We start from the raw sequence: 26,405 nt of genomic DNA on the forward strand, positions 1-26,405 counted from the left end.
TCACACCCGCGTCATGGTCGAGGGGTAGCCGCCCCCGCCGGGGTAGACCCACTCGCCGGTGACCGTGGTGTCGTCGGCGCTGAACGTGCCCTCGTAGTACGCCGGGCTGCCCTTCGCGCCGCCCCAGATCGTCAGTTTGTCGCCGGTCAGCTCGTAGACGTAGTCGAGGGTGTTGCCGGTCGAGTCGTAGAACCGCGACACCACGTCCGCGCCCGCCGGCTCGCCGAACGGGCGCAGGTTGCCGATCACCTCCAGGCCGGTGACGGGCTGGCCGAACTGGGTGAGCGCGACGCGCTGGAGCAGGAAGAACCGGCCCTCCATCCACTCGTACGTCACGGTACCCTCGGCGCCGCCGGTGACCGTCCAGGTGCCGACCAGGCGGTCCAGGACCGTCAGGTCGGCGCTCGGCTGGTGGGTCTCAGACATCTCGTCCTCCTTGATGGGTTGTTGCCGGTACCTCGGAGGCGGCCGGCGGGTCTCGACACGCGCCCGATGTGACCCCGATCACTTTCTGGTCGTGTCGAGATCCCGGGGCCAGCCACGAGGTAGCGGCAGGAACCCACCAGGGAGGAACCCATGGCCACCCTCGCCGTCCCCACTGCCCGCCGCTCGCCCGACCACCTGTTGCTCGCCGGTGCCCTCGCCGGACCGGTCTTCTTCGCCTCGGCCGTCGTCCAGATGTTGACCCGGGAGGGCTTCGACATCACCCGACACCCGATCAGCCAGCTCGCCACCGGCAACCTCGGCTGGATCCAGATCGCGACGTTCGTGCTCGCCGGCCTCGGCGGGCTGGCGCTGGCCGCCGGGATCCGGCGCACCCTCACCGCGGGGGTCGGCCGGCGGGCGCTGCCGATCCTCGTCGGGATCTTCGGCGCCGGGCTGGTCGCCGCCGGCCTGTTCACCATGGACCCGGAGTACGGCTTCCCGGTCGGCACCCCGGACGGGCCGGTCGCGCGGATGTCCTGGCACGGCGTCGCGCACTCGGCCTCGGCAGCCGTCGCCTTCACCGCGCTGGCCGTCGCCGCGATCGTGCTGGCGGTCCGGCACGTGCGCCGCCGGGCGGTGCTGCCGGCCGTGCTGAACGGCGTCGCCGCGCTCGTCCTGCTGCTGCCCATGTCGCCGGACCGGATGAGCATCCAGATCGCCGTGAACGGGCTCGTCGCCTTCACCTGGACGACCGTCCTCGCCCTGTCCCTGCGCCGCCCCGCCTGACCCCACGTACCGTCGGCCCAGGCCCGACCAGGAAGAGGAACCGTGAAGTACCTGCTGCTCAGCTACACGCCGGCCGCCGCCTGGGACGCCGCGACCGCCGACGTCCCGTCCGAGGAGGCGATGGCCGCGTTCGCCGCGTACCAGAGGTTCGAGCGGGAACTGACCGAGACCGGCGAGTTCGTCGGCAGCGAGGGTCTCGGTCACCCCGTGGTCAGCGCCACCGTCCGCCCGACCCCGTCCGGCATGGTCGCCACCGACGGGCCGTTCGCCGAGCTGAAGGAGGTCCTGGCCAGCTTCGCCGTGATCGACGTGGCGAGTCGGGAACGGGCCGTCGAGATCGCCTCGCGGATCGTCGAGGTGCTGGGTGAGCCGATCGAGATCCGACCGATCATGGGCGAGGACTTCACGGCATGACCCACCCGCGCGGGCCCGCGAGCGGAGGTCCTGGAGAGGGCACGAACGGGGGCGCCGGCGTGACCGCCGACGTCGATCACCTGCTGCGCACCGAGGCGCCGCAGGTGCTCGGCGCGTTGGTGCGGCGCTTCGGTCACTTCGACGTCGCCGAGGACGCGGTGCAGGAGGCGCTGCTCACCGCGAGCCGGGCGTGGCCGGTCGACGGCGTGCCGGAGAACCCGCGTAGCTGGCTGATCCGGATCGGCTACCGGCGGATGGTCGACCTGCTCCGCTCCGAGGGGGCCCGGCGCCGGCGCGAGCAGGAGGCCGCGGCGGCCGAGCTGGCCATGCGCGAGCCGGCCCGCCGGGCGCACCCTCCGCCGGCGACCGACGACAGCCTCACCCTGCTGCTGCTCTGCTGCCATCCGGCGCTGAGCACCACCTCCCAGGTCGCGCTCACGCTGCGCGCGGTGGGGGGCCTGACGACCGCCGAGATCGCACACGCCCACGGGACGACCGAGGGCACCATGGGCACCCGGATCAGTCGCGCCAAACAGCAACTGGCCCGTGCCGGCGCCCGCTTCACCCCGCCGGCCGACGCCGACTGGCACGACCGGATGATCGCGGTGACGCGGGTTCTCTACCTGGTCTTCAACGAGGGCTACACGGCCTCCGCCGGTGCCGAACTCGCCCGCGTCGACCTGACCCGCGAGGCGATCCGGCTGACCCGGATGCTCCACGCCAGCCTGCCGGGCGACGCCGAGGTCACCGGGCTGCTCGCGCTGATGCTGCTCACCGAGTCTCGGCGGGCCGCCCGCACCGGCCGCGACGACGAGTTGGTGCCGCTGGACGAGCAGGACCGGACCCGGTGGAACCCCGACCTCGTCCGCGAGGGCACCGCGCTGATCGACAGCGTCTGGAGCCGGCGCGAGGTGGGCCCGTACCAGTTGCAGGCGGCGATCGCGGCCGTGCACGCCGGCACCGGGTCGCCGGAGAACACCGACTGGCCGCAGATCGCGGCGCTCTACCTGTGGCTCGAACGACTGCACCCCACCGCGCCGGTACGGCTGAGTCGGGTGGTCGCGGTGGCGCGGGCGTACGGGCCCGCCCGGGGGTTGGCCCTGCTCGACGACCTCAACGGGCGCTTCCGGCTGGATCGGGAACCCCTGACCCGGCGACGGGAACGCGCGGTGCGGGCCCACCTGCTCGAGACGACCGGCGACGCGGCCGGCGCGGCCACCCTGTACCGCGAGGCCGCCGCCCTGACGGACAACCAGGTCGAGCGGCGGTACCTGCTCCACCGCGCCGACCGCCTCGACTGACCACCGCACCAGCATCCCCACGAGCGATCAAGCGGGGCCGCGGCGGATGCGGCATGATCGCGGGCATGACCGTGCCCGCCGGGGAGGCCGCCGCGAGCCCGCTGCGGGTCCGCGACCTGGTGCCGGACTTCCTGGCGTACGCGCGCCGGGCCGCGCACGCCCCCCGGCAGCGGTGGGCGCAGCTGTGGCGGACGCACTACCTGGCACCCCACCGCGACCTGTACGCGACGCTGGACCGTCAGGGCGACTGGTCCGGGGTGGGCGATCTCGAAGGTGTCCTGGAGCGGCTGCACGGGCGGGAGGCGGTGTTCGCCGCGCGCGCGGAGCGGCTGGCCGCGTTGCTGCCCGCCACCGTCGCCGGGGTGGGCCGGGCGATGGGCTGGCCTGGCGACGGAGATCCGCTCGACTGTGTCCTGCTGGTCGGGCTGGAACAGTCCAACGGCTGGGCCGACGAGTTCCGGGGCCGGCTCGCCCTGTTCCTCGCCGTCGAGCGGCTCGGCGAGCCGGAGCACGACGAACTGCTGGTCCGGCACGAGGTGGCGCACGTGGTGCACGACCGGCTGGCCCGCATCCGGGACTGGCCGGAGCACGGGGTCGCCAACGCGCTGCTCACCGAAGGGCTGGCCACCCAGGTCACGGCCGAACTGGACCCGCGACGACCGGACGACGAGTACCTCTGGATGGGCGCCACACACCGGCAGTGGCTCGCCGACTGCCGGCGCCGCTGGCCGGAGATCCTGCACCGGATCGCCGCCGACATGGACGCCACCGACCTCGACCGGTACGCCGCCTGGTTCCTCATGCGCGACAGCGTCCACCGGGGCGACCTGCCGCGCCGCTGCGGCTACCTGGTCGGCCTGGAACTGGTCCGACTCCTCCGCGAGCGCCATCCGCTGCACGAGATCGCCGCCTGGGACCTCGACCGGGGGCTCGACGAGGTACGACGAGGTCTGCACGCCCTGCGCACGGCGACCTGAAGGCAGCACCAGGGGCCGCGAGCGCCGGATTGGCCGTCCCGGTCCGCCGCGCGGGTGGCTAGCGTCGACGGCGTGGAGATCGCACAGGCGCAGAAGTTGTGGCAGCCGCAGCCGGGTTGGCTGAACACCGCCAGCTACGGGCTCCCGCCCGAGCCGGCGTGGGACGCGGTGCAGGAGGCGATGGTCGACTGGCGGGCCGGGCGTACGTCGTGGGAGGGCTGGGGCCGGGCCACCGAGCGGGCGCGGGCCGCCTTCGCCGGGCTGGTCGGGGTGCCGGCCGCCGACGTCACGGTCGGCAGCACGGTCTCGCAGTTGCTGGCCCCGGTCGCCGCCGCCCTGCCCGCCGGCGCGACCGTCGTGGTGCCGGAGGTCGAGTTCACCTCCAACCTCTTCCCGTGGCTGGTGCAGGCCGAGCGGGGCGTGCGGGTGCGTACCGTGCCGCTGGCCGGGCTCGTCGACGCGATCGACGCCGACACGGACCTGGTCGCGTTCAGCCTGGTGCAGTCGGCCGACGGCGCGGTCGCCGCGTACGCCGAGATCGTCGCGGCGGCCCGGGCGCACGGCGCCCTCGTCGCGGTCGACGCCACCCAGGCGTGCGGCTGGCTGCCGTTCGACGCGGGCCTGGCCGACGTGGTGGCGGTCGGGGCGTACAAGTGGCTGATGTCCCCGCGCGGCTCCGCGTTCGCCTACCTGGCGCCCGCGCTGCGGGAGCGGCTGCGCCCCGACGCCGCCGGCTGGTACGCGGGGGAGGACCCGCACGCCTCCTACTACGGCCCGCCGCTGCGCCTGGCCGCCGACGCCCGCCGGTTCGACATCTCGCCGGCCTGGTTCAGTTGGGTCGGCACGGCGCCCGCCCTTGAGCTGGTCGCCGAGATCGGCGTGCCGGCCGTGCACGCGCACGACGTGGCGCTGGCCAACCGGTTCCTCGCCGGGTTGGGCCGGCCGCCGGGGGAGAGCGCCATCGTCGCGGTCGAGGTGCCCGACGCGGCGCAGCGGCTGGAGCGGGCGGGCGTGCGGGCGGCCGTACGCGCCGGCCGGGTGCGGGCGTCCTTCCACGTCTACTCCACCGAGGACGACGTCGACCTCGCCCTGGACGCGCTCACCGGCTGAACCGGGGCTCCTCCGGGGCGGGTCGACGCCGGCCGGTGGTCACTTGGCGCCGGTGACGATCCCGGGGTTGATGCAGAGGCCGGGGTTGCTGCCGTTGCGCTCGGCGATCTCCAGGCACCGCGAGACCTTGTCGACCTTCGCGTTCGTCTCGGTGATCTGCTTCTGGATGGCGGCGTTCTTGCGGTCCTGCTCCAGGTTGCGGGTCTGGGCGAGCTTGTCCTGGAACGCCTTGATGTTGCCCTCGGTCTTGTCGTCGTGGTTGACCCGGGTGATCGTGACCGACAGGATGTCGACGTCGCTGGAGAGCCGCGTCTCCGCGCTGGACTTGATGCTCTCGGCGAAGGGCTTCAGGTCCACGTTCAGGTTGCCGGTGTTCGCGTCGATCTTCTCCAGCGGGTTGTACGTCGCGAAGGCGTCGTTGACGGCGCTGTCGAGCTGCACGCCCACCCGCTGGCCCCGGAAGCTGTCGAAGTCGCCCTTGTAGTCCATGAACTGCTTCGGCGCGTTCTCCGGCTTGACCTGCCACTCCACGAGCACCTCGACGCAGGCGTCGGCGAGCGTGCCGGTGCGGACCCGGACGCAGTGGTCGCCGCCGATGTGGTCGTACTTCTGCCGGCCCGCGTCCCACTCGCCGACCTTGTGCCAGGGGGCGACCCACTTCAGGCCCGAGCCGGTGACCTTGCCCGTCGGCTTGTTGAAGCTGGTCACGATGCCGACCGAGCGGATCGGCACGGAGTGGGCGCTGGAGCCGACGATGAACACGAGCGCGCCGGCGAGGCAGCCGAGTGCCGCCAGGGTGGCGGTGCGCTTGGTGGGCCTGTTCGGGGCGGCGAGGGCGAGCAGGCCGGAGATCGCCAGACCGACGGCGAAGATGATCGCAACAGTGAAGCCGAAGGGCATTCGCTCGGCACCTTTCGCGGGAGGGGCCCATCACCCTAGGGACACCGGTCAAGGTGAGGCGCAGGTGGGGCGCGGCGTGGGGGTTCCGCACGGCCCGACGCCCCGGAATGTGGCTGCCATCGACATAGTTCGACGTCCCGGCGCCGCCGTAGGTTTCCAGCACGCGACGGCCATGTGACCGCGGTCACCGTTCCGGTCGTCGCCGGACCTACGAAGGAGTAGGCGATGGCCGGGCGAGCGCTCCTGTCGGCCCGCGGGCTGACCCGTGACTTCCGGGGCTTCCGGGCGGTCGACGGGGTCGACCTCGACATCGCGGCGGAGAGCGTCCATGCGCTCGTCGGCCCGAACGGCGCCGGGAAGACCACCCTGTTCAACCTGCTCACCGGCTTCCTGCGGCCCAGCGGCGGACGGATCGAGCTGGACGGCCGCGACATCACCGGGCTGCCCCCGGAGCGGGTCGCCCGGCTGGGCGTGGCCCGGTCGTTCCAGATCACCAGCCTCTTCCCGCAGCTCTGCGCCCGGGAGCACGTCGAGCTGGCGTTGCAGAGCCGGAGCGGGCTGGGCTGGCGGTTCTGGCGCTCGGCGAAGCTCATGCGCCGCTACACGGACCGGGCCGGCGAGCTGCTCGACATGGTCGGGCTGGCCGAGCTGTCCGAGGCCCCCGCCGAGGCGTTGGCGTACGGGCGCAAGCGGGCGCTGGAGCTGGCCATCGCCCTCGCCCTCGACCCGAAGGTGCTGCTGCTCGACGAGCCGACCGCCGGGATGGGCCTGGAGGACGTCGACCGCACCGTCGAGCTGGTCGCGCGGGTGCGGCGGGGCCGGACGGTGGTGCTGGTCGAGCACAACATGAGCGTCGTCGGGAGGCTCTCCGACACCGTCACCGTCCTACAGGCCGGCAAGGTCCTCGTCGAGGGCCCGTACGAGCAGGTGCGCGCCGACGAGCGCGTCATCACCGCCTACCTGGGAGCCGCCGATGCTGCGCATTGAGAACCTGTCCGCCTGGTACGGCGAGGCGCAGGTGCTGCGGGAGGTCAGCCTCGACGTCGCCGCCGGCGAGGTGGTCACCCTCGTCGGGCGCAACGGCGCCGGCAAGTCCACCCTGCTGCGCTGCGTGATGGGCCTGCACGCCGGCCAGCGCGGCACGGTGGAGCTGGACGGGCGCGACGTCGGGCGGCTGCCCGCGTACCGGCGGGCGCGGCTGGGGCTCGGTTGGGTCCCCGACGACCGGGGCAGCTACGCCACGCTGAGCGTGACGGAGAACCTCACCCTGCCGCCGAGGGTCGGCCCCGACCCGTGGTCGCTGGAGCGCGTGTACGAGGCGTTCCCCGCCCTGCACCAGCGGCGCGACTCGGCGGCCACCATGCTCTCCGGCGGCGAGCAGCAGATGCTCGCGCTGGCCCGGGTCCTGCGGATGGGTGCCCGGCTGCTGCTCTGCGACGAACCGACCGAAGGGCTCTCCCCGCTGCTCGTGCGGCAGGTCGGCGACCTGCTGCGCGAGGCCAAGCGGCACGGGGTGACCGTGCTGCTGGTCGAGCAGAACCTGCACTTCGCCACCGGCGTCGCCGACCGGCACTACCTGCTGGCCGAGGGACGCGTCGTGGAGGCGATGGACAACTCCGAGGTGCGCTCCCGGGAGCGGGAGCTGCTGTCGTACCTCGGCATCTGAATTCCGATTCGACGACCCGCGCGGCGCGCGGGGTGGAGGGATGGGTATGCGTAGGACGGTGGGTGTGGCCGCCGCTTCGGCGGCGGTGGTGCTGGTCGCGGGCTGCGGCGGCGGTGGTCCCCGGTCGGGCGGCGACCAGAAGCTGACCGGCGGCAGGATCGTGCTGGGCGTGCTCAACGACCAGTCCGGCGCGTACTCCGAGCTGTCCGGCAAGAACTCGGTGAAGGCCGTGCAGATGGCCATCGCCGACTTCAAGGCCAGGCACGGCGACAGGGCGGTGACCGGCGACATCACCGTGGAGACCGCCGACCACCAGAACAAGCCCGACATCGCCAACAGCAAGGCCCAGGAGATGTACGACCGCCAGGGCGTGGACCTGATCCTCGACGTGCCCACCTCGTCGGCGGCGCTGCGGGTGGCCGACGTGGCGAAGGAGAAGAAGAAGCTCTACTTCAACATCGGCGCCGCGACCACCGACCTGACCGGCAAGAGCTGCAACAGGTACACGTTCCACTACGCGTACGACACCTACATGCTGGCCAACGGAACGGGCAAGGTCACCACCGAGCAGGTCGGCAGGAACTGGTACATCCTCTACCCGAACTACGCCTTCGGCCAGGACATGGAGAAGAGCTTCTCCACCGCCATCACCGCCGCCGGCGGGCAGGTCGTCGGCAAGGACGGGGCGCCGTTCCCGAACACCAGCGGCGACTTCTCCACCTTCCTGCTCAAGGCGCCGACGCTCAACCCGAAGCCGCAGGTGCTCGGCACCATGCAGGCCGGCGCCGAGCTGGTCAACGTGGTCAAGCAGTACAACGAGTTCAAGCTGCGGGACAAGGGCGTCGGGCTGGCCGTCGGCCTGATGTTCATCACCGACATCCACTCGCTCACCCCGGCCGCGCTCGCCGGCACCACCTACACCGACGCCTGGTACTGGAACTTCGACGCGAAGAACCGCGAGTTCGCCGACCGGTTCCAGTCCGAGACCGGTACCCGGCCGTCCTTCGCGCACGCGGCCAACTACTCCGCCGCCACGCAGTACCTGGAGGCCGCGCAGACCGCCGGCACCGACGATGCCGACGCGATCGTCAAGGAGTTGGAAGGCAAGGAGGTCGACGACGTCTTCCTGCGCAACGGCAGGTTCCGCGCCGAGGACCACCGGGTCGTCCACGACGCCTACCTCGCCCAGGTGAAGCCGCAGTCCGAGGTGAGTGAGCCGTGGGACTACGTCAAGGTCCTCAAGACCATCCCCGCCGCCGAGGCGTTCCGCGCCCCGTCGGCGGACTGCAAGATGTGACCAGGGCATGACCGGCTTCCTGCAGAACACGTTCAACGGGCTGGTGAGCGGGGCGTTCTACGCCCTGCTCGCCCTCGGGCTCGCCGTCATCTTCGGCATGCTGAGAGTCGTCAACTTCGCCCACGGGGCGTTCTACATGCTGGGTGCCTTCGGCGCGTACGTGCTGCTCACCGAGGTGGGCGTACCGTTCTGGGCGGCGTTGGTGATCATGCCGGTGGGGCTGGCCCTGGTCGGCATGGCCCTGGAGCGGGCCTTCATCCACCGGCTCACCCGGCTCGACCCGCTCTACAACTTCCTGCTCACCTTCGGCCTGACGCTGATCCTCCAGGACCTGGTGAAGCTCCGCTACGGCGTGCAGTCCAGCCCGTACGAGACCCCTTCCGCGCTCGCCGGGTCGGTCGACTTCGGGCTCTTCGACTTCCCCACCTACCGGGTCTTCATCCTCGGCTTCGCGGTCGCCGTCTGCGTCGGCGTCTGGTGGGTGCTCACCCGCACCCGGATCGGCATGGTGGTCCGGGCGTCGACCGAGCGGCCCGAACTCACCCGGGCCTTCGGCATCGACGTCGGGCGCTGGGTGACCCCGGTCTTCGGCTTCGGTATCGGCCTCGCCGGTCTCGCCGGGGTGCTGGCCGCGCCGATGCGGGCCGTGAACCCGCTGATGGGCGCCGACCTGGTCATCGTGGTCTTCGCGGTCGTGGTGATCGGCGGGCTGGGCTCGATCTTCGGGTCCGTCGCCGCCGGCTTCGGCATCGGCCTCGTGCAGGCGTGGGGCGAGGCGTACCTGTCCGACTTCCCGATCGTGTCGCAGACGATCGTCTTCATCGTGATGGCCGTCGTGCTGCTCTGGCGCCCGGCCGGGTTGTTCGGCCGTGAGGAGGCACCGGCATGACGAGCATCGTCGACACCGCGACCGACGCCGGTCGCCCCGCGCCGAGGTCCGGGCTGGTCGCCGTGACCCGGGCGCCCGGCTGGGTCCGGTACGCGCTGCTCGCCGTCGGGCTGCTGGTGGCGTTCTGGCTGCCCAACGGGCTCTACCCGGCGGTGGCGGTGGACATCCTCTGCTGGGCGCTGTTCGCCGTCGCCGTGGACCTGCTGCTCGGCTTCACCGGGCTGATGTCCTTCGGGCACGCGGCGTTCTGGGGCGCCTCCGCGTACGTCACCGGGCTGACGGCCATCCACCTCGGCCTGCCGTTCCCGGCGGCCGTGCTGGCCGGGGCGCTCGCCGCCGCCCTGCTCGCGGTGCCGATCGGCTACCTGGCGGTGAAGCGGACGGGCATCTACTTCGCCATGGTCACCCTGGCGTTCGCGCAGCTGGTCTACTACGTGGCCAACGAGTGGCGCTCCGTCACCCGCGGCGAGAACGGCCTCCAGGGCGTGCCGCGCGAGCTGTTCGGGCTGGACCTGACCGACGACTACTACTTCTACTACGCGATCCTGCCGATCGTGCTGCTCGGACTGGCCGCCGCCTGGCGGATCGTGCACTCGCCGTTCGGCCGGGTGCTGGTCGGCATCCGCGACAACCCGGCCCGCGCCCGCGCGCTCGGCTACCCGGTGCACCGCTACAAGCTGACCGCGTTCGTGCTGTCGGGCTTCATCGCCGGGCTCGGCGGCGGGCTGTTCGCCGTCGGCCACCGCTTCGTCTCCCTCGACGTGCTGCACTGGACCACCTCGGGCAAGGCGGTCATCGTGGTGGTGCTCGGCGGCATCGGCACCCTCTGGGGCGGGGTGCTCGGCGCGGGCATCCTGGTCCGCCTGGAGGACTGGCTGTCGTTCTCCGGGTTCGAGGCGATCGGCCTGGTCACCGGCGGCATCTTCGTCCTCGTCGTCCTCGTGTTCCGGCGCGGCATCTGGGGCAGCGCCGCGGCCCTCGCCACACGCTGGGCGGCGTCCCGCCGCCGTTAGTCGCACCCGGGCGCATCCATTCGCGACCCTCCCGACGAATCCCCTGGTAGTGAACGTCTACCCGGGGGTACGTCTGGTGCTGACAGATCCCATGCCGGTCGAGGCCGTCGAGACCGCGCGCAAGCATCTCTCCCTGGCCGCCGAGGACCTCGACGCCAACCGGGTCGCCGCGCTCGTCGTCGAGGCGGCCGACGAGTGGGGCGCGGCGGCGCTGTGGGAGCAGGTCTGCGTGCCGATGCTGGCCGCGTTGCCCGGGCACACGGCCATCGAGGTCGCCGTCGAGCACGCCCTCGCCGAGGGCGTCCGCGTCGGCCTGGACGTGTTCCGGCGCGTACCGGGCCGCCCGCTGCCCACCGGCGGCGTGCTGCTGGCCGGAGCCGAGCAGGAGACGCACTGCCTCGGCCTGCACGCCCTCGCCGCCGCGCTGCGCGAGCGGACGCGGGGCAGCCTGCTGCTCGGACCGGCCCTGCCGTGGACGGCGCTCGCCAGCGCCGCCCGCCGCGTCCGGCCGCGCGTCGTCGTGGCCTGGGCCCAGACGCCGGTCACCGGGCGCGCGTACCGCCTGGTGCGCTTCGCCCGCGACTTCCCGGCGATCCAGGTGTACGGCGCCGGTCCGGGCTGGATCGAGCCGCTCGGCGACCCGGCGACCCGACTGTCGACGCTGCCCGCCGCCGTCGCCGCCTGCGCCGCGCCGCTCCTGCCCTGACCGCTGCGCGCCGTCGCTGCCCCGGTCCTATTCCACGGGTACGGCCGGCCGGCCGCTGAGCAGGCGGCGGAGCCGATCGGGGGCCTGGACTCCGGAGATCGGGGGCCGACCGTCGATCACCAGCGAGGGGACGCCGGTGACGCCGCACTCCACGGCGCGGCGCTCGTCGGCCCGGACACGGTCCGCGTAGGCGTCACCGGCCAGCAGGGTACGGACGTCGGCGACGTCCAGCCCGGCCTCGACGCCCAGCCGTTCCAGGACGTCCGGGGCGGCGACGTCGAGTCCCTCGGTGTGGTAGGCACGCAGCAGCCGTTCCATCATCTCGTCGGCGACGCCGCAGTCGGCGGCCAGGTGACCCAGTCGATGGGCGTCGAACGTGTTCACCGGTCGCGCGAGGTGCAGGTTGAGTTCCAGGCCCTCGGCCCCGCCGAGGGTACGGATGCGGGCGACCCTGGCGGGTGCGGCGTCCGCCCACCAGTCCGCCATGGCCTCGGCCGCCGTCCGGCCTGGAGTCCTGCCCTCGTGCGGGGCGAGTTCGAAGCTGCGCCAGACGACCTGTATCCGGTGACGGTCGGGGATGCCGGTCAGGGCGGTGGCGAGGCGCCTCTTGCTGATGTAGCACCAGGGACACAGCACGTCCGCGTAAATCTCGATCTTCATGAGTTCCTCCGCGTGCGGCACGACCTGCGGTCGCTGCTCGGGGCGAGTCGGATCCGGCTCCCGCGGCCGCGGGACCCCTCGGGTGGGCCGTCGGCGGCCGGGAGGTCAGGCGTCGGTCTTCTGCGGGCCGGGCCCGATCTCGCGGACGACCGTGTAGGTGGGGATGCCGCTCATCCGGGCTTCGGCCCTGCCGGACAGGCCGCCCAGCGCCTCGGCGATGGCTGCCATCCGGCCCTCGGTGTCGGAGGTCGCCACGAAGTTGTCGTAGTCCGCCCTGCTCGCCCAGCGCACGATGTTGTAGACGCGGGTTCCGTCGGTGCTGACGTGGAACCGGGCCGACTGGTAGCCGGGATAAAAGCGAACCCACCGCTCCTGAACGTCCGCGAAGGCGGCCACCAGTTCCCGCTGCGTGTCGGGTCCGTCGACCGTGTAGTCGATGATCGAGTAGAAGCCGGTGTCAGGGCTCATGCGTACTCCCGTGTCGGACTTGTCGGAGACCGTGGATCCCGACTGAGATCCTCGAACCTCATCCGAACTTGAGGTCAAGCCCTTCGCGGAAAGGTCAATGAACGTGCCGCTGGCCGGCACCCCGGGTTCGGGTGCCGGCCAGCGATCCCCCTTGTGGTGGAAAGTCGGTGTCCGCGGTTCGGTGTCCGTGGTTCTGTGTCAGCTGTTCCAGTGCTCGGCGACCAGGTCGGCGGCCTGCTGCTCCCACTGGGCGTAGTGGTCCGGGTACGCCGACACCTGCACCGTCTGCGCGGCCTTGGTCAGGGGCATGTCCTGCCACCCGTCGACCTGCTTGAGGCCCTTGAGGAACGCGGTGGTCGAGTACTCGGGGTCGGTGATCTGCTCGACCGTGCCCCACCCGGAGGACGGGCGCTGCTGGAACAGGCCCTGCGAGTCGTGGTCGTTGCGGTCACCCAGGTGACCCAGGTTCTCCAGCTTCGACTCCTGCAGGGCGGTCGCGATGGAGACGACGGCGGCGCGCTCGTCCATGCCGGCCTTCTTCGTCGCCGCGATGATCGCCTTGACGTTGGCGACCTGCTCGTCGGACAGGTCGATGCGCGACTGCGCACCCTGCACACCGTGCGGAATCAGCTTCGCCTTGTCGACCGACGGCTTGTCGGCCTGCACGGCGGCGACGGCGACAGCCGTGGTGTCCACGCTCGGGGTGTGGGTGGTGTCGGTCATCGGGCCGGCGGCCACACCACCGGCGAACGCGAGACCGGCGATACCGAGAACGCTGTTACGGATGATCGTGTTCATCACAGATGCTCCATTCGGGGGTTGGCACCCACACGCCGAAAAGGGGGATCGGCTTTCGCGCGGGTGCAAGCACCGTCCGGCGCCCAAGAAGATCAGGGGATCTCCAGCCGAACCGGAGGGATCTCCGGCGTCTCGCTGGAGGAAAGATCAGGTCGGCCGTGCCCGGCCGGATGCTCGAACCTGTGCGGCTCGGAAGAGGCCGGCTGTTTCGCGGGGCGGGGGGATGCCCTCACGTCGGCCGGACCATGTGTAACGACCACCGGCCCGCCAACATTCCGGGCCCCGGGGCCCGCCATCGCGTCGGGGCGGCATCGCCTTGGCGCTCGCCCGCCGGGGGGGCCTGGCGTGTGGCCTTGCTCGGTCGTACGCAGGGTGTAACGACCCCGCCCCGCCCACGATTCCGCCCCCACGATGCCCCCGACCACACCCCCAAACCGGACACCACCAGCCAACCGAAACCTGCACACCGCCAGACCCGACCAAGCCATCCGGACACCCCGCCACGACACCGGACACCCCGCGCATTCGGATGCGGCGGCGACTCGCCGCAGATCTTGGTAGATACCGGCCCCTGGAGGGGCACCTTCCTACCAAGATCTTCCCGGATCCGGACCCCGACCCGTCGCAGCCGTCCGACGCCCACACCCGCCGACACGACACGCGCCCGCGCAACCCACCCGAGCGGCGTAGCGCAACCGTGAAGAGGACAGGGGTGACCGCCGTCACATAAGATACGAACCGGTTCCGTATCGATAATCGCCCGCCTACGCTCACACCCGGATTACGAGTCTGGCCCGTATCGAAACGGGGCCGGGGGGAGAACGCTGATGCCGCCGCACGAGCACACGGGACACCCGAGGAGGTGGGCGATCCTCGGGGTGCTGGTGATCAGCCTGCTCGTGGTCGTCCTGGACAACACGATCCTCAACGTCGCGCTGCGTACGCTCGCCGACCCGGTGCACGGCCTCGGCGCGAGCCAGGGCGAGCTGGAGTGGTCGATCAACTCCTACACGCTGGTCTTCGCCGGCCTGCTGTTCACCTTCGGCGTCCTCGGCGACCGCGCCGGGCGCAAGCGCTTCCTGCTGATCGGTCTGGTGCTCTTCGGGCTGGCGTCGGTGCTGTCGGCGTACGCGCAGAGCCCCGCGCAACTGATCGCGGCCCGCGCGCTGATGGGCGTCGGCGGTGCGGCCATCATGCCGGTCACGCTCTCGATCATCTCCAACGTGTTCGACCCCCGCGAGCGGGGCCGGGCGATCGGCGTCTGGGCCGGCGCGGTCGGACTGGCCGTGGCCATCGGCCCGATCCTCGGCGGCGCCCTGCTGGAGCACTACTGGTGGGGCTCGGTGTTCCTGATCAACGCGCCGGTGGTGGCGCTCGGTGTGGTGCTGGTGGCGCTGCTCGTGCCGGAGTCGCGGGACCCGGATCCGGGCCGCGTCGACGTCGTCGGCGTACTGCTGTCGGTGGTCGGGCTCGTGGCGTTGACGTACGGCATCATCGACGGCGGCGAGCACGGCTTCGGCCGCCCGGTGGTCTGGGCCGCGATCCTCGGCGGGCTGGCGGTGCTGGCCTGGTTCGTGGCGTACGAGCGGCGCAGCGACCACCCGTCGTTGGACGTACGGCTGTTCCGGGTGCCCCGCTTCGCTGCTCCGGTGGCCATCGTCGGGCTGATCTTCTTCGCCGCGACGGGCGTCATGTTCTTCAGCTCGTTCTACCTGCAACTGGTGCGCGGGTTCAGCCCCCTGGAGACCGGCCTGCTCTACCTGCCCTTCGCCGCGGCCCAGCTCATCTTCGCCCCGAGCAGCGCGGCGATGGTCCGCCGCTACGGCGGCCGGGCGGTCGCGACGGTGGGGCTGGCACTGACCGTGGCCGCGCTCGGCGTGTTCGCCTTCGTCGACGCGACCACCCCGATCTGGGTGGTGCTCGTCGTCTTCTTCCTCCAGGGCACCGGGATGGCCAACATCATGCCCCCGGCCACGGAATCGATCATGTCCGCGCTGCCCCGGGAGAAGGCCGGCGTCGGCTCGGCGGTCAGCAACACGATCCGGCAGGTGGCCGGCGCGCTCGGCGTGGCGGTGCTCGGATCGGTGCTCTCCGCGGTCTACCGGGCCGACGTCGAGTCAGCCCTGCGGGACCTGCCCGCCGGGGCGAGCGAGGCGGCCGGCGAGTCCATCTCCGGCGCGTACGCCGCCGCGGGTCAGCTCGGGCCGGCGGCGCCGCAGCTGATCGCGGTCGCCGACGACGCCTTCCTGGCCGCGATGCACTGGGCGGCGGGCCTCGCCGCCGCTACTGCCGCCCTCGGCATCGTGGTGGTGCTGCGCTGGATGCCCGGCCGTCCCGCCGCGCGGCCGGGGGAGCCGGCGTCGGTGGGGGAGGCCGAGTTGGCCGGCACCGCCTAGCCTCGCCACAATGTCCGACATGACTTCCCCCGCCGACGCTCCTCGGCCCCCCGGGCGGCCGAGGAGCGTCCGCGCGGACGAGGCGATCGTCGAGGCCACCCTCGACCTGCTGGCCGACGGCAGCACGATCGAGGCGATCTCGATCGAGGCGATCGCCGCCCGCGCCGGGGTCGGCAAGGCCACCATCTACCGCCGCTGGCCCGGCAAGGAAGCGCTGCTGCGCGACGCCCTGCGGAGGCTCAAGGGCACCCCGCCGGAGCCCGCCGGCCACTCGGTGCGCGACGACCTGATCCTGCTGGTCGGGGCGGTCGGTCACCACATCGACCCACGGGCGGCGCGGATCATGCCCTGCCTGGTGCCGGAGGTCAACCGCAGCCCCGAGCAGTACCAGCTCTACCAGAACATCATCGAGCCCCGGCGCGAGATGATGCGCGAGGTGCTGCGGCGCGGCGTGCGCTGCGGCGAGCTGCGCGCCGATCTCGACGTCGAGGTGGTCATGGCGATGCTGACCGGCCCGATGCTGGTGCAGCGCGTCATGCGGTGGCACCCCGACCTCGACGAGCCGACCCTGCCGCAGCGCATCGTCGACGGCGTACTGGACGGCATCCGCGCCCGCTGACGGGCCGCCGCGCGGCGAGGCGGCCGGCGCTCAGGTGGGCCGGCGGTCAGGCGCCGCCGGCGGGTGTCAGGCGGCGGGTGGTCAGGCGGCGGGCGTACGCAGGCGGTGCAGGCGCAGGGCCAGCTGCACCTCCAGCGCCCGCTCCGGCTTCTGCCAGTCCGCGCCGAGCAGCTGCCCGACCCGCTCCAGCCGCTGGGTGACGGTGTTGACGTGCACGTGCAGCAACTCGGCGGCGCGCGCCAGGCTGCCGCCCACCCCGAAGTACGCCTCCAGCGTCTTCACCAGCGCGGTGCCCCGCCGGGCGTCGTAGTCGACGACCGGCCCGACGGTGGCGGTCAGGAACCGGTTGACGTCCTTGTCGCCGCCGTCGCCGACCGCGCCCAGCAGCAGACCGACGAAGCCCAGCTCGGCCGTGCTCGCCCCCTGACCCGAGCGGCCCAGCGCACCGAGGGCGGTCAGGCACCGCTCCGCCTCGGCGAACGTCGCGGCCAGCGACGCCGGGCCCGTCGACGGGCCGCTCGCCCCGGCGGTCACCGGCCGCCCGGTCACCCGCGACAGGTCCCGGGCCACCGCCCGCGCGCTGCCGCCCGCGTCCTGACCGGGCAGCATCAGCACCACCCGCCCGTCGCGGGCCGCCGCCAGCCCGCCGCGCGTCGAGGCGTACGTGGTGGCCCAGGAGAGCACCCGCTGCCGGGCCGAGCCGGTCGCGGCGATCGCGTCGTCGCCGACCGCCACCAGCACGTGCGGGGCGTCCAGGTCCACCCCGAGGCGGCGGGCCCGGCTACGCAGCGCGTCCGTGTCCCGCAGCGGCCGGGCGATCAGGTCGTCGAGCAGCTCGCCCCGGACCCGCCCCTCCGCCTCGGCGACGGTACGCCGGAACAGCAGCAGCAGCGCCGTGACCAGCGACGCCCGCTCCAGGATCCGCTGGTCGGCGTCGACCAGCTCGTCGTCGGGGCGCAGCACCAGCGCGCCCAGGTTCTCCGCCCCCGCCACCACGGCCGCGTACCAGAGCCGGCCCCGGCGCACGCTGCGGCCCTCCGTACGCGACGCGGCCACCGCCTCCACCATGTCCGCCCGGTCCGGCTCCTCGATCTCGCCGACCCGGGCCAGCAGCCGGCCCTCCGCGTCGAGCGCCAGCAGCGCCCCGCCGAGCACGTCGGTGACCGCCGAGGCGACGTCCTCCACGCCGCCGCCGCGCAGCACCAGCGCGGTCATCCGGTCGTGCGCCGCCGCGGCCCGCTCCACCGAGCTGCTGTGCGCGCGGATCGTGGTGTTCGCCGCCGACAGCTCCTCCAGCGCCGCCCGCGTCTCCGCGAGCAGCCGCGCGGTGTCGATCGCCACCGCCGCGTGCGCGGCGAGGGACACCAGCAGCGCCACCTCCTCCCGGACGAACGGCCGGGCGGAGCGGTTGGCCGCGTAGAGCACCCCGATCGAGGTCGAGCCGAGCCGCAGCGGCACCCCGAGGATGGCCACCAGGCCCTCCTCGCCCACCCCGGCGTCGATCTCGCCGGTGTGGTGGAAGCGGTCGTCCTCCGGGTAGTTCGCGGTGACGTACGGGGCGCCGGACTGGGCCACCAGGCCGCCGAGGCCGGCGCCCATAGGCAGCCGCAGCTGCTGGAAGCGGGCGGAGACCGAGCCGTCGGTGACCCGCATGTAGGTGTCGCCGCGTTCGTCGTCGTCGAGGGTCATGTAGGCGACGTCCGCGCCGAGCAGGTTGCGCGCCCGGTGCACGATCGCGCGCAGCACGTCGTCCAGGTCGCGCAGCCCGGCCAGGTCGCTGACCGTGTCGTACAGCCCGGAGAGCTCGACCTCCCGGCGGCGGCGACGCTCCAGCAGCGCGCGGACCCGCAGCGCCACCGTCTTGGCCTGCTCCAGCTCGGCGAGCCGCTCCGGCGGCACGCCGGCGGCGCGCGCGGCGATGAGCGGCCCCTCGAACTCCACCGCGGCGGCCTCGCGGGCGAGCAGCTCCAGGAACTCCACCGGTGACGACATGACCGACATTGTGCGGCTTGCCACTAGTTGGCCGTCCAGCCCCCGTCGAGCGCGATGGACGCGCCCGTGATGAACGCCGCCGGCGGGGAGCAGAGGTACGCCACCAGCTCGGACACCTCCTCCGGCTCGATCAGCCGCTTGATCGCCGCCCGCGCCAGCATGATCTTCTCGACCACCTCGGCCTCCGGGATGCCGTGGCTGGCGGCCTGGTCGGCGATCTGGCTCTCCACCAGCGCCGTGCGCACGTACGCCGGATTGACACAGTTGGCGGTGACGCCGTGCGGGGCGCCCTCCAGCGCGACCACCTTCGACAGCCCCTCCAGCGCGTGCTTGGCGGAGACGTACGCCGACTTGTACGGCGAGGCGCGCAGCCCGTGCACCGAGGAGATGTTCACGATGCGGCCCCAGCCCCGGGCGTACATGTGCGGCAGGGCCCGGCGGATGATCAGGAACGGCGCCTCCACCATCACCCGGTGCAGGTGGGCGAAGCGCTCCGCCGGGAACTCCTGCACCGGCGCCACGTGTTGCAGGCCCGCGTTGTTCACCACGATGTCCACGTCGGCGTCGAGCCGGTCCACCGCGTCCGGGTCGGCCAGGTCCACGCCCTCGGCCCGCCCGCCGGCCTCCGCCGCCACCGCCTTGGCCGCCTCGATGTTGCGGTCCACCACCAGGACGTCGGCGCCGGCGGCGGCCAGCCGCAGGGCGCACGCCCGGCCGATGCCGCTGCCGCCCCCGGTCACCAGGGCGGTACGACCAGCGAGGTCGACGTGTACGACGTGGGGGACCGCCACGGGTTCTGCCGTCATGGCGCATGAAGTTACGAGCTGTGTGTGCGGGCGCACATGGGCCGGCGACACATACTCGGCGGCCGGAGTGTGTGGCTGCCGCGCTCCCCGGGCGGCGTGTCGGCGCGCCCGGCGTGTCCCCGGCGGCGGGGTGTCGCCCGGCTCGGTAGGGTGTCGAACACACGTACTGCTGGCGGCTGGGGGAGGAGGCGGCGTGCGGGTGCTGGGCGTCGACCCGGGGCTGACCCGGTGCGGGGTCGGCGTGGTCGAGGGCGTGCCGGGGCGACCCTGCACGCTGGTCGCCTACTACGTCGTCTACACCGACCCGGCCGACGAGCTGCCGCTGCGCCTGCTGCACCTGGACCGCTCGCTCACCGACCTGGTCGCCGAGCACCGGCCCGACAGCGTCGCGGTGGAGCGGGTCTTCAGCCAGCACAACGTCCGCACGGTGATGGGCACCGCCCAGGCCAGCGGGATCGCCGTGCTCGCGGGCGCCCGTGCCGGACTGCCCGTGCAGACCTACACGCCCAGCGAGGTGAAGGCGGCCGTGACCGGTTCCGGCCAGGCCGACAAGGCGCAGATGACCGCCATGGTGACCCGGCTGCTGCGGCTGGCCGAGCCGCCGAAGCCGGCCGACGCCGCCGACGCCCTCGCCCTGGCCATCTGTCACGTGTGGCGCGGCGGGACGCGCTCCAAGCTGGCCGCCGCGGCCGACCGGGTACGACGAGGAGGAGCCAGATGATCGCCAGCGTGCGCGGGGTGGTGACCGCGACCGGTCCGGACCACGCCGTGGTGGAGGTCGGCGGGGTGGGCCTGGCGGTGCAGTGCGCCCCCGGCACCCTCGCCGACCTGCGGATCGGCCAGCCCGCCCGGCTGGCCACCAGCCTGGTCGTGCGGGAGGACTCGCTGACCCTCTACGGCTTCGCCGACGACGACGCCAAGCAGCTGTTCGAACTGCTCCAGACCGCCAGCGGCGTCGGCCCCCGGCTGGCCCAGGCGGTGCTCGCCGTGCACACCCCCGACGCGGTGCGCAAGGCGATCGCCAACGCCGACACCGCCGCGCTGACCCGGGTGCCCGGCATCGGCAAGAAGGGCGCGGAGCGCCTGGTGCTGGAGCTGCGCGACCGCGTCGGCCCGGTGCCGGTCGGCGCCGACGGCGCGGCCGGGGTCACCGGCGGGGCCTGGCCCGAGCAGGTCCGGCAGGCGCTGGTCGGGCTCGGCTGGACGGCCGGGCAGGCCGACCAGGCGGTGGCCGCGGTGGCGGAGACCGTCGACGGTGACGTCCCGCCGGTGCCGGTCCTGCTCAAGCAGGCCATCCGGCTGCTGGGTCGCACCCGGTGACGGGCCCCGACGGCGGGCTGGTCTCCGCGTACGTGCACGACGCCGACCTGGACGCGGAGGCCACCGTACGGCCGAAGCGGCTGGAGGAGTTCATCGCCCAGCACCGCGTGCGCGACCAGCTCGACCTGCTGCTGCAGGGCGCGATGCGGCGCGGCTCCCCGCCCGACCACATCCTCCTGTCGGGGCCGCCCGGCCTGGGCAAGACGACCCTGGCCAACATCGTCGCCGCCGAGTTGGGCTCGGGCATCCGGGTGACCAGTGGCCCGGCGATCGAGCGTTCGGGCGACCTGGCGGCGATCCTGACCAGCCTCGCCGAGGGCGACGTCCTCTTCATCGACGAGATCCACCGCATCGCCAAGCCGGCCGAGGAACTGCTCTACAGCGCGATGGAGGACTTCCGGGTCGACGTGATCGTCGGCAAGGGCCCGGGCGCGACGGCGATCCCGCTCGACGTCGAGCCGTTCACCCTGGTCGGCGCGACCACCCGCTCCGGCCTGCTGACCGGCCCGATGCGCGACCGGTTCGGCTTCGTCGCGCACCTCGACTTCTATTCGCCGGCCGACCTGGAGGTGCTGCTGCGCCGCTCGGCCCGGATCCTCGGCGTGCCGATCACCGACGACGGCGCCGCCGAGGTGGCCGGCCGCTCCCGGGGCACGCCCCGCATCGCCAACCGGCTGCTGCGGCGGGTCCGTGACTTCGCCGAGGTCCGGGCCGACGGCGTGGTCACCCTGGAGACCGCCCGGGCCGCCCTCACGGTGTACGACGTCGACGCGCTGGGGCTGGACCGGCTGGACCGGGCGGTGCTGACCGCGCTGGTCGACTCGTTCCGGGGCGGGCCGGTCGGCCTGTCCACCCTGGCGGTGGCGGTGGGCGAGCAGCCCGACACGGTGGAGGAGGTCTGCGAGCCGTTCCTGGTCCGGGCCGGCCTGCTGGCCCGTACGCCCCGGGGCCGGGTCGCGACCGAGGCCGCCTGGCGGCACCTGGGCCGTACGCCCCCGAATGGTACATTTGGCACTGATGCCCCTCCCGTGCCCGATCTGTTCTCGGTGGACGCCGATCAGCCGTGATGTGAACGTGATCTGTGCCGCATTCGGCGTTCCCAGGTGCAGGGATTAGACTCGCGCCGGTCTGTACAGGACGTGAGAATCCGCCTCCGCTCCGGCGCGCCCGCGCCGGGACGGCGGCCAATGGGAAGGTCTTTCACCGTGCTTTACGCAGCAGAGGGCGGCGGGGGTGCCGGCAGCCTGACGCCGATCCTCATGATCGCTCTGCTCTTCGGCGTCATGTACTTCATGATGATCCGCCCCCAGCAGAAGCGCCGCCGTGAGGCGGAGTCCATGCAGTCCGCCCTCGCCCCGGGCGACGAGGTGGTCACGATCGGTGGGCTCTACGGCACGGTCACCGGCGTGGACGACGACACCGTCCTGCTCGAGGTCGCGCCCGGTGTGCAGACCCGCTACGCCCGTCCGGCCATCGCCCGGGTCGTCAGCCAGGCGGAGCGCCCGGCCGACGAGCCGGTCACCGAGGACGCGGACGTCGTCAAGGAGTGACGGTCGCTCCCGCCCGCACGGGGGTGGTGGTCGCCGCACTCCGGTGACGACTTTCCCCGACGGGGCAGCGGAGGCGACGTGAAAACTGGATAGTTGGGCCCGACGCCGGAAGCCGGCTCGTCCCGTTCCGCCCGGCGCCCCCGCGCCGAGCCCCGGAGCCGGATGCCGGCCTCCGACGCCGGCCCGTCGGACCCGCCGGCCGGACCGGCCGACACCCGCCGCACCAGCGGCGCGACCGTACAGGGAGACAGGACAGCCGTGGCACCACCTCAGGGACAGATGCGCCCCGGACGGCAACTGGCCGTGCTCGGGCTCATCTTCGTCGTCCTCTATCTTTTGGTGTTCTTCGCGGGCGGCGCCAGCGGCGGCTTGAAGGACCGGCTCGAGCCCAAGCTCGGCCTGGACCTCGTCGGCGGCACCCGGCTGACGCTGGAGGCGACCAACAGCGTCGACGGCCAGCCCCCCACGGCGGAGAACCTCGAAGAGGCCCGCCAGATCATCGAGAGCCGCGTCAACGCCTTCGGCGTCGCCGAGGCCGAGGTGGTCACCGAGGGCAACCGCAACATCGTGATCTCCCTGCCCGGTGAGAACCGCGACCTGACCGAGGTGGGCAGCGCCGCCGAGCTGCGCTTCCGCAAGGTCCTCAAGGCCGCCGACGGCAGCGGCGCGGCCACCGCCCCGCCGCCCGCCGCCACCCCGGCCCCCTCCGGAAGCGCCACCCCGGCCCCGTCGGGCAGCGCGAAGCCCTCCGGCAGCGCCGCCCCGTCGGGCAGCGCCGCGCCGAAGGCGACCGCGTCGCCGAGCGGCGGTCAGGGCGGCATGGCGCCGGCCCCGAGCGCCAGCGCGTCGGCCGCGCCGAGCACCACCCCCTCGGCCGGCGCCGCCACCCCGACGCCGAGCGCCAGCGGCGAGCCCGTGCCGCAGAGCGTCGAGGAGCAGCGCAAGGCCGTCCAGCAGAAGGTCGGCGCCGCCGCCTGGGCCGCCGCCAGCGGTCTCCAGGCCCCGGCCGATCTGACCGCCGACCCGTCGCTGGCGGAGAAGCTCAAGCCGTTCGCGGGCCTCGACGCGCGTGAGGTCGCGGTGCTGCCGGCGACGATGCAGTTCAACGTGCCGCAGATCGGCTGCGCCCAGCTCGACAAGCGCCCGCCGGCCTCCATCTCCGCCCCCGACCAGCAGGTGGTGGCCTGCGAGGACGGCGCCGCGAAGTACCTGCTCGACCAGGCGAAGGTGCTCGGCACCGACGTCGAGGACGCCAGCGCGGTGCTGGACCAGACCAGCCAGTGGGTCGTCAGCCTCGACTTCAGCGGGGCCGGCCAGGACAAGTGGACCAACCTGACCCGCGAGGCGTTCAACAACGAGGGCCAGGCCTGCGACGCCACCGCCCTCGGCCAGGACGGCAAGTGCCGCGTCGCCGTCGTGCTCGACAACGAGATCGTCTCCTCGCCCGAGATCCAGGGCGTGCTGACGGGCAACTCGCAGATCACCGGCAACTTCACCCAGAAGGACGCCAGCACCCTGGCCGGCCAGCTGCGCTACGGCGCGCTGCCGGTGACCTTCGAGCCGCAGGAGCAGCAGAACGTCACCGCCACCCTGGGCGCCAGCCACCTGCGGGCCGGTCTGCTCGCGGCGGGCATCGGCATGGCGCTGGTCATCATCTACTCGTTCTTCTACTACCGCCTGCTCGGCTCGGTCATCTTCCTGAGCCTGATCCTCTCGGCGCTGCTGGTCTTCGGCGCGCTGGTGGTGCTGGGCCGGCAGATCGGCTTCACCCTCACCCTCGCCGGCATCGCCGGCATGATCGTCTCGCTGGGTGTGGCGGCGGACTCGTTCGTCATCTACTTCGAGCGACTCAAGGACGAGATCCGGGAGGGCCGCAGCCCGCGCAGCGCGGTGCCGCGCGCGTGGATCCGGGCCCGCCGCACGATCATCTCGGCCAACGCGATCACGCTGATGTCGGCGGTGGTGCTCTACGTGGTCTCGGTCGGCGCGGTGAAGGGCTTCGCCTTCGCCCTCGGCCTGGCCACGGTGCTGGACCTGGTCGTGGTCTTCCTCTTCCGGCACCCGATCATGACGATGTTCGCCCGCACCTCCGCGTTCCTGTCCCCACGGGTCAGCGGCCTCGGTCGGGCGCTCCCGCCGCGGACGGCCGAGCCGGCCAAGCCCCGCAACCAGCGCGTGAAGGAGGCCTGAGATGGCAAAGAGTGGTCTCGCGAGCCGCCTCTACCGCGGCGAGGCCGGCCTCGACATCATCGGCCGGCGCAAGGTCTGGTTCAGCGTGGCGCTCGCGCTGGTCCTGCTGTCGGCGCTCAGCTTCGGGCTGCGCGGCTTCAGCCTCGGCATCGAGTTCGCCGGCGGCAACTCGTTCCAGATCCCGGCCAGCGTCGGCACGCTGGAGCAGACCGAGGTGAAGGTCCAGGAGGCCTTGGCCGCGGCCGGTGGCGACGCCAAGGTCGTCACCACGCAGAAGGTCGGCGGCACCGGCGGCGAGTTCTACGAGGTGCGCACCACCCAGCTCGACACCGAGCAGGCCAACGCCGTCAAGACCGAGATCGCCGACGAGTTCGGCATCGACGCCGCCACCATCAGCGGCAACCAGGTCAGCGAGGCGTGGGGCAGCCAGGTCACCTCCCGGGCGCTGCTCGGTCTGGTCATCTTCATCGCGGTGGTGATGATCTACCTGATCCTGCGCTTCGAGTGGCGGATGGCGGTCGCCGCCGTCACCTCGCTGATCATGAACCTGATCCTGACCGCCGGCATCTACTCGCTGGTCGGCTTCGAGGTCACCCCGTCGACGGTCATCGGCTTCCTCACGATCCTGGGCTTCGCGCTCTACGACGTGGTGGTGGTCTTCGACAAGGTGCAGGAGAACACGCGCGGCATCACCGCCAACAACAACCAGACGTACGGCGAGGCGGCCAACCTGGCCATCAACCAGAGCCTCATGCGGTCGCTGAACACCTCGGTGGTCGCGCTGCTGCCGGTCGGCGGTCTGCTCTTCATCGGTGCCGGCCTGCTCGGCGCGGGCACCCTGAAGGACCTCGGCCTGGTGCTCTTCGTCGGTATGGCGGTGGCGTTCCTGACCTCGATCCTGCTGGCCACGCCGCTGCTGGTGCTGCTCAAGAACTACGAGCCGCGCATCCAGGCGCACAACAAGCGGGTGCTGGCCCGCCGGGGTGCCGTCGCCCGTGGCGAGGTCACCCCGAGGGGCGCCGCCCCGCGCACCGCGGAGGCCGACGACGAGCCGGTCGACCCGGAGTCGGCCGAGCTGGCCGGTGCCGCGCCGCGAGTGGGTGCCCGACCGGCCGGGAAGCGCCCGACCGGCGCCCGGGGCGGCCGGCCGGCCGGCGGCGGTGGCAACCGCCCGGGTGGCGGCAAGCGGCGCTGAGCTGGGCCGGGCAGACCCGGTAGGAACCGATCCGACGGCGTCCTTCATGCTGTGCGAGCAGCATGCAGGACGCCGTCGTCGTGAAGGGAAACGGAACTGCCGTGACGGAGACCCACAGCACCGGGGTACGGGGAGACAGCGGCCCTAGCGCCGCCGCGCTGGTCGCCAGCCGGGTGCTCGACGTGCCCGACTTCCCGAAGCCCGGCGTCATGTTCAAGGACCTGATGCCGCTGTTCGCCGACGGCGACGTGTTCCGCGAGGTGATCGACGGGATCGTGGCGTACCACGGGCGGGACTCGTTCGACGTCGTCGTCGGCATCGAGGCGCGCGGGTTCGTGGTCGCGGCGGCCATCGCGTACGCCAGCGGGGTCGGGGTGGTGCCCGTGCGCAAGGCCGGCAAGCTGCCCCGCCCGGCGCACTCGGCCTCCTACGCCCTCGAGTACGGCGAGGCCACGCTGGAGGTGCACGAGGACGCCTTCACCGCCGGGCACCGGGTGCTGGTGGTCGACGACGTGCTGGCCACGGGCGGTACGGCCGAGGCGACGCTGGACCTGGTGGAGCGGGCCGGCGGGACGGTGGCCGGTTTCACCGTCCTGCTGGAGCTCGGCTTCCTCGGCGGCCGGGAGCGGCTGGCGCCGCGTCCGGTGCATGCCCTGTTGACCGTTTGAGCCGGCCGACCGTCGGGCCGACCCGGCGCGGACCGTCCGGCGGAGCGGCGGGGCACCGTGCGTGCGGGTAGCATTGCCCTTTGCTGACCGGGCGGGACCCGTCCGGGCGGCGCGAGACCAGGCCGGCCGGCTCACGGTCGGTGACTTCCCGGCGAGCGGTGAGGAGGCCGGTGTCCCACGATGTCGCCCCTCCGGTGGAGGGCACGGTGCACCCGACAGGCGACGCGGACGGCTCGGTGACCGCACGGAACGGTGACG

The 26,405-nt window shown here is 72.8% G+C and carries 27 protein-coding genes; 20 read left to right on the forward strand and 7 right to left on the reverse strand.

Annotated elements, in window-relative coordinates; genetic code table 11:
• Positions 1–426 carry a hypothetical protein gene (locus tag AC5L34_RS22900; RefSeq protein WP_441176474.1) on the reverse strand — a complete coding sequence of 142 codons (426 nt, stop codon included), beginning with the start codon at positions 424–426 and terminating at the stop codon, positions 1–3.
• Between the two features lie 150 nt (positions 427–576).
• Between AC5L34_RS22900 and AC5L34_RS22905 the strand changes: the two genes are divergently transcribed.
• The 5 genes from AC5L34_RS22905 (at position 577) to AC5L34_RS22925 (ending at position 5,014) form a co-directional block, all read left to right on the forward strand.
• Positions 577–1,212, forward strand: a complete 636-nt coding sequence (locus AC5L34_RS22905; RefSeq protein ID WP_441176475.1) for a DUF998 domain-containing protein — start codon at positions 577–579, stop codon at positions 1,210–1,212.
• Between the two features lie 42 nt (positions 1,213–1,254).
• Positions 1,255–1,626, forward strand: coding sequence for a YciI family protein (locus AC5L34_RS22910; protein WP_441176476.1), 372 nt, complete (start codon positions 1,255–1,257; stop codon positions 1,624–1,626).
• A gap of 59 nt (positions 1,627–1,685) precedes the next feature.
• Positions 1,686–2,927, forward strand: a complete 1,242-nt coding sequence (locus AC5L34_RS22915) for an RNA polymerase sigma factor (RefSeq protein WP_441176477.1) — start codon at positions 1,686–1,688, stop codon at positions 2,925–2,927.
• Positions 2,928–2,992: 65 nt separating this feature from the next.
• Entirely contained in the window at positions 2,993–3,904 is a 912-nt protein-coding gene (locus tag AC5L34_RS22920) for a DUF2268 domain-containing putative Zn-dependent protease (RefSeq protein ID WP_441176478.1), read from the forward strand.
• Positions 3,905–3,976: 72 nt separating this feature from the next.
• Positions 3,977–5,014 carry an aminotransferase class V-fold PLP-dependent enzyme gene (locus AC5L34_RS22925; protein ID WP_441176479.1) on the forward strand — a complete coding sequence of 346 codons (1,038 nt, stop codon included), beginning with the start codon at positions 3,977–3,979 and terminating at the stop codon, positions 5,012–5,014.
• A gap of 39 nt (positions 5,015–5,053) precedes the next feature.
• Here the strand turns inward: AC5L34_RS22925 and AC5L34_RS22930 are convergent, their stop codons facing one another.
• Positions 5,054–5,914 carry an SPFH domain-containing protein gene (locus AC5L34_RS22930; protein ID WP_441176480.1) on the reverse strand — a complete coding sequence of 287 codons (861 nt, stop codon included), beginning with the start codon at positions 5,912–5,914 and terminating at the stop codon, positions 5,054–5,056.
• Between the two features lie 225 nt (positions 5,915–6,139).
• Here AC5L34_RS22930 and AC5L34_RS22935 point away from each other — a divergent pair, with 225 nt between their 5' ends.
• The 6 genes from AC5L34_RS22935 to AC5L34_RS22960 all read left to right on the forward strand — a co-directional run bounded on the left by AC5L34_RS22935 (position 6,140) and on the right by AC5L34_RS22960 (position 11,485).
• Positions 6,140–6,901: an ABC transporter ATP-binding protein gene (locus AC5L34_RS22935; protein ID WP_441176481.1), complete on the forward strand. Its 762-nt coding sequence runs from the start codon at positions 6,140–6,142 to the stop codon at positions 6,899–6,901.
• Positions 6,888–7,580, forward strand: coding sequence for an ABC transporter ATP-binding protein (locus AC5L34_RS22940; RefSeq protein WP_089001027.1), 693 nt, complete (start codon positions 6,888–6,890; stop codon positions 7,578–7,580). The genes AC5L34_RS22935 and AC5L34_RS22940 overlap by 14 nt, the downstream gene beginning before the upstream one ends.
• 40 nt (positions 7,581–7,620) lie before the next feature.
• Positions 7,621–8,877, forward strand: a complete 1,257-nt coding sequence (locus AC5L34_RS22945) for an ABC transporter substrate-binding protein (protein WP_441176482.1) — start codon at positions 7,621–7,623, stop codon at positions 8,875–8,877.
• Between the two features lie 7 nt (positions 8,878–8,884).
• The gene (locus AC5L34_RS22950) at positions 8,885–9,766 is read left to right on the forward strand and encodes a branched-chain amino acid ABC transporter permease (protein WP_441176483.1); all 882 of its coding nucleotides are present in this window, start codon (positions 8,885–8,887) and stop codon (positions 9,764–9,766) included.
• Positions 9,763–10,779, forward strand: coding sequence for a branched-chain amino acid ABC transporter permease (locus AC5L34_RS22955; RefSeq protein ID WP_441176484.1), 1,017 nt, complete (start codon positions 9,763–9,765; stop codon positions 10,777–10,779). The genes AC5L34_RS22950 and AC5L34_RS22955 overlap by 4 nt, the downstream gene beginning before the upstream one ends.
• 76 nt (positions 10,780–10,855) lie before the next feature.
• On the forward strand, positions 10,856–11,485 hold the full coding sequence (locus AC5L34_RS22960) for a transcriptional regulator (protein ID WP_441176485.1): 630 nt from the start codon (positions 10,856–10,858) through the stop codon (positions 11,483–11,485).
• A 27-nt stretch (positions 11,486–11,512) separates the two neighbouring features.
• Here AC5L34_RS22960 and AC5L34_RS22965 read toward each other — a convergent pair whose 3' ends face one another.
• The 3 genes from AC5L34_RS22965 to AC5L34_RS22975 all read right to left on the reverse strand — a co-directional run bounded on the left by AC5L34_RS22965 (position 11,513) and on the right by AC5L34_RS22975 (position 13,411).
• On the reverse strand, positions 11,513–12,145 hold the full coding sequence (locus AC5L34_RS22965) for a DsbA family oxidoreductase (protein ID WP_494826896.1): 633 nt from the start codon (positions 12,143–12,145) through the stop codon (positions 11,513–11,515).
• Between the two features lie 105 nt (positions 12,146–12,250).
• Positions 12,251–12,613, reverse strand: coding sequence for an antibiotic biosynthesis monooxygenase (locus tag AC5L34_RS22970; RefSeq protein WP_494826898.1), 363 nt, complete (start codon positions 12,611–12,613; stop codon positions 12,251–12,253).
• A 198-nt stretch (positions 12,614–12,811) separates the two neighbouring features.
• Positions 12,812–13,411: a hypothetical protein gene (locus AC5L34_RS22975; RefSeq protein ID WP_494826899.1), complete on the reverse strand. Its 600-nt coding sequence runs from the start codon at positions 13,409–13,411 to the stop codon at positions 12,812–12,814.
• A gap of 827 nt (positions 13,412–14,238) precedes the next feature.
• On the opposite strand from AC5L34_RS22975, the gene AC5L34_RS22980 reads away from it, so the two are divergent.
• Together AC5L34_RS22980 and AC5L34_RS22985 are read left to right on the forward strand one after the other, a co-directional pair.
• Positions 14,239–15,807 carry an MFS transporter gene (locus AC5L34_RS22980; protein ID WP_494826901.1) on the forward strand — a complete coding sequence of 523 codons (1,569 nt, stop codon included), beginning with the start codon at positions 14,239–14,241 and terminating at the stop codon, positions 15,805–15,807.
• Between the two features lie 10 nt (positions 15,808–15,817).
• Entirely contained in the window at positions 15,818–16,426 is a 609-nt protein-coding gene (locus AC5L34_RS22985) for a TetR/AcrR family transcriptional regulator (protein ID WP_101409189.1), read from the forward strand.
• Positions 16,427–16,507: 81 nt separating this feature from the next.
• Here AC5L34_RS22985 and AC5L34_RS22990 read toward each other — a convergent pair whose 3' ends face one another.
• Positions 16,508–18,427, reverse strand: a complete 1,920-nt coding sequence (locus AC5L34_RS22990; protein ID WP_494826903.1) for a helix-turn-helix domain-containing protein — start codon at positions 18,425–18,427, stop codon at positions 16,508–16,510.
• A 14-nt stretch (positions 18,428–18,441) separates the two neighbouring features.
• The gene (locus tag AC5L34_RS22995; protein ID WP_363902274.1) at positions 18,442–19,224 is read right to left on the reverse strand and encodes a 3-hydroxybutyrate dehydrogenase; all 783 of its coding nucleotides are present in this window, start codon (positions 19,222–19,224) and stop codon (positions 18,442–18,444) included.
• 193 nt (positions 19,225–19,417) lie between these two features.
• Here AC5L34_RS22995 and ruvC point away from each other — a divergent pair, with 193 nt between their 5' ends.
• The 7 genes from ruvC to AC5L34_RS23030 all read left to right on the forward strand — a co-directional run bounded on the left by ruvC (position 19,418) and on the right by AC5L34_RS23030 (position 26,147).
• The gene (gene ruvC / locus AC5L34_RS23000; protein WP_089001018.1) at positions 19,418–19,945 is read left to right on the forward strand and encodes a crossover junction endodeoxyribonuclease RuvC; all 528 of its coding nucleotides are present in this window, start codon (positions 19,418–19,420) and stop codon (positions 19,943–19,945) included.
• Positions 19,942–20,544 carry a Holliday junction branch migration protein RuvA gene (ruvA, locus tag AC5L34_RS23005; RefSeq protein ID WP_089001017.1) on the forward strand — a complete coding sequence of 201 codons (603 nt, stop codon included), beginning with the start codon at positions 19,942–19,944 and terminating at the stop codon, positions 20,542–20,544. The genes ruvC and ruvA overlap by 4 nt, the downstream gene beginning before the upstream one ends.
• Positions 20,541–21,611, forward strand: coding sequence for a Holliday junction branch migration DNA helicase RuvB (gene ruvB, locus AC5L34_RS23010; protein WP_441177242.1), 1,071 nt, complete (start codon positions 20,541–20,543; stop codon positions 21,609–21,611). The genes ruvA and ruvB overlap by 4 nt, the downstream gene beginning before the upstream one ends.
• A gap of 138 nt (positions 21,612–21,749) precedes the next feature.
• On the forward strand, positions 21,750–22,094 hold the full coding sequence (gene yajC / locus AC5L34_RS23015; protein ID WP_172896543.1) for a preprotein translocase subunit YajC: 345 nt from the start codon (positions 21,750–21,752) through the stop codon (positions 22,092–22,094).
• Between the two features lie 258 nt (positions 22,095–22,352).
• Positions 22,353–24,284: a protein translocase subunit SecD gene (secD, locus tag AC5L34_RS23020; RefSeq protein WP_441177243.1), complete on the forward strand. Its 1,932-nt coding sequence runs from the start codon at positions 22,353–22,355 to the stop codon at positions 24,282–24,284.
• 1 nt (position 24,285) lies between these two features.
• Positions 24,286–25,479, forward strand: a complete 1,194-nt coding sequence (gene secF / locus AC5L34_RS23025) for a protein translocase subunit SecF (RefSeq protein WP_441177244.1) — start codon at positions 24,286–24,288, stop codon at positions 25,477–25,479.
• Between the two features lie 101 nt (positions 25,480–25,580).
• Complete coding sequence (locus tag AC5L34_RS23030; RefSeq protein ID WP_441177245.1) at positions 25,581–26,147, forward strand: adenine phosphoribosyltransferase; 567 nt, start codon at positions 25,581–25,583, stop codon at positions 26,145–26,147.
• The last annotated feature ends 258 nt before the right edge of the window (positions 26,148–26,405 follow it).

It is taken from the genome of Micromonospora sp. ZG13 (genome assembly GCF_059359355.1).

Excerpts from the sequence above, each read along its gene's own strand:
- AC5L34_RS22940 (WP_089001027.1), top strand. The coding sequence starts at position 6,888 with ATGCTGCGCATTGAGAACCTGTCCGCCTGGTACGGCGAGGCGCAGGTG.
- AC5L34_RS22955 (WP_441176484.1), top strand. The coding sequence starts at position 9,763 with ATGACGAGCATCGTCGACACCGCGACCGACGCCGGTCGCCCCGCGCCG.
- AC5L34_RS22920 (WP_441176478.1), top strand. The coding sequence starts at position 2,993 with ATGACCGTGCCCGCCGGGGAGGCCGCCGCGAGCCCGCTGCGGGTCCGC.
- AC5L34_RS22900 (WP_441176474.1), bottom strand. The coding sequence starts at position 426 with ATGTCTGAGACCCACCAGCCGAGCGCCGACCTGACGGTCCTGGACCGC.
- AC5L34_RS22965 (WP_494826896.1), bottom strand. The coding sequence starts at position 12,145 with ATGAAGATCGAGATTTACGCGGACGTGCTGTGTCCCTGGTGCTACATC.
- AC5L34_RS22990 (WP_494826903.1), bottom strand. The coding sequence starts at position 18,427 with ATGTCGGTCATGTCGTCACCGGTGGAGTTCCTGGAGCTGCTCGCCCGC.
- AC5L34_RS22950 (WP_441176483.1), top strand. The coding sequence starts at position 8,885 with ATGACCGGCTTCCTGCAGAACACGTTCAACGGGCTGGTGAGCGGGGCG.
- AC5L34_RS22980 (WP_494826901.1), top strand. The coding sequence starts at position 14,239 with ATGCCGCCGCACGAGCACACGGGACACCCGAGGAGGTGGGCGATCCTC.
- AC5L34_RS22905 (WP_441176475.1), top strand. The coding sequence starts at position 577 with ATGGCCACCCTCGCCGTCCCCACTGCCCGCCGCTCGCCCGACCACCTG.
- AC5L34_RS22975 (WP_494826899.1), bottom strand. The coding sequence starts at position 13,411 with ATGAACACGATCATCCGTAACAGCGTTCTCGGTATCGCCGGTCTCGCG.
- AC5L34_RS22985 (WP_101409189.1), top strand. The coding sequence starts at position 15,818 with ATGTCCGACATGACTTCCCCCGCCGACGCTCCTCGGCCCCCCGGGCGG.
- AC5L34_RS22970 (WP_494826898.1), bottom strand. The coding sequence starts at position 12,613 with ATGAGCCCTGACACCGGCTTCTACTCGATCATCGACTACACGGTCGAC.
- AC5L34_RS22945 (WP_441176482.1), top strand. The coding sequence starts at position 7,621 with ATGGGTATGCGTAGGACGGTGGGTGTGGCCGCCGCTTCGGCGGCGGTG.
- AC5L34_RS22930 (WP_441176480.1), bottom strand. The coding sequence starts at position 5,914 with ATGCCCTTCGGCTTCACTGTTGCGATCATCTTCGCCGTCGGTCTGGCG.
- ruvA (WP_089001017.1), top strand. The coding sequence starts at position 19,942 with ATGATCGCCAGCGTGCGCGGGGTGGTGACCGCGACCGGTCCGGACCAC.
- AC5L34_RS22935 (WP_441176481.1), top strand. The coding sequence starts at position 6,140 with ATGGCCGGGCGAGCGCTCCTGTCGGCCCGCGGGCTGACCCGTGACTTC.
- secF (WP_441177244.1), top strand. The coding sequence starts at position 24,286 with ATGGCAAAGAGTGGTCTCGCGAGCCGCCTCTACCGCGGCGAGGCCGGC.
- AC5L34_RS22995 (WP_363902274.1), bottom strand. The coding sequence starts at position 19,224 with ATGACGGCAGAACCCGTGGCGGTCCCCCACGTCGTACACGTCGACCTC.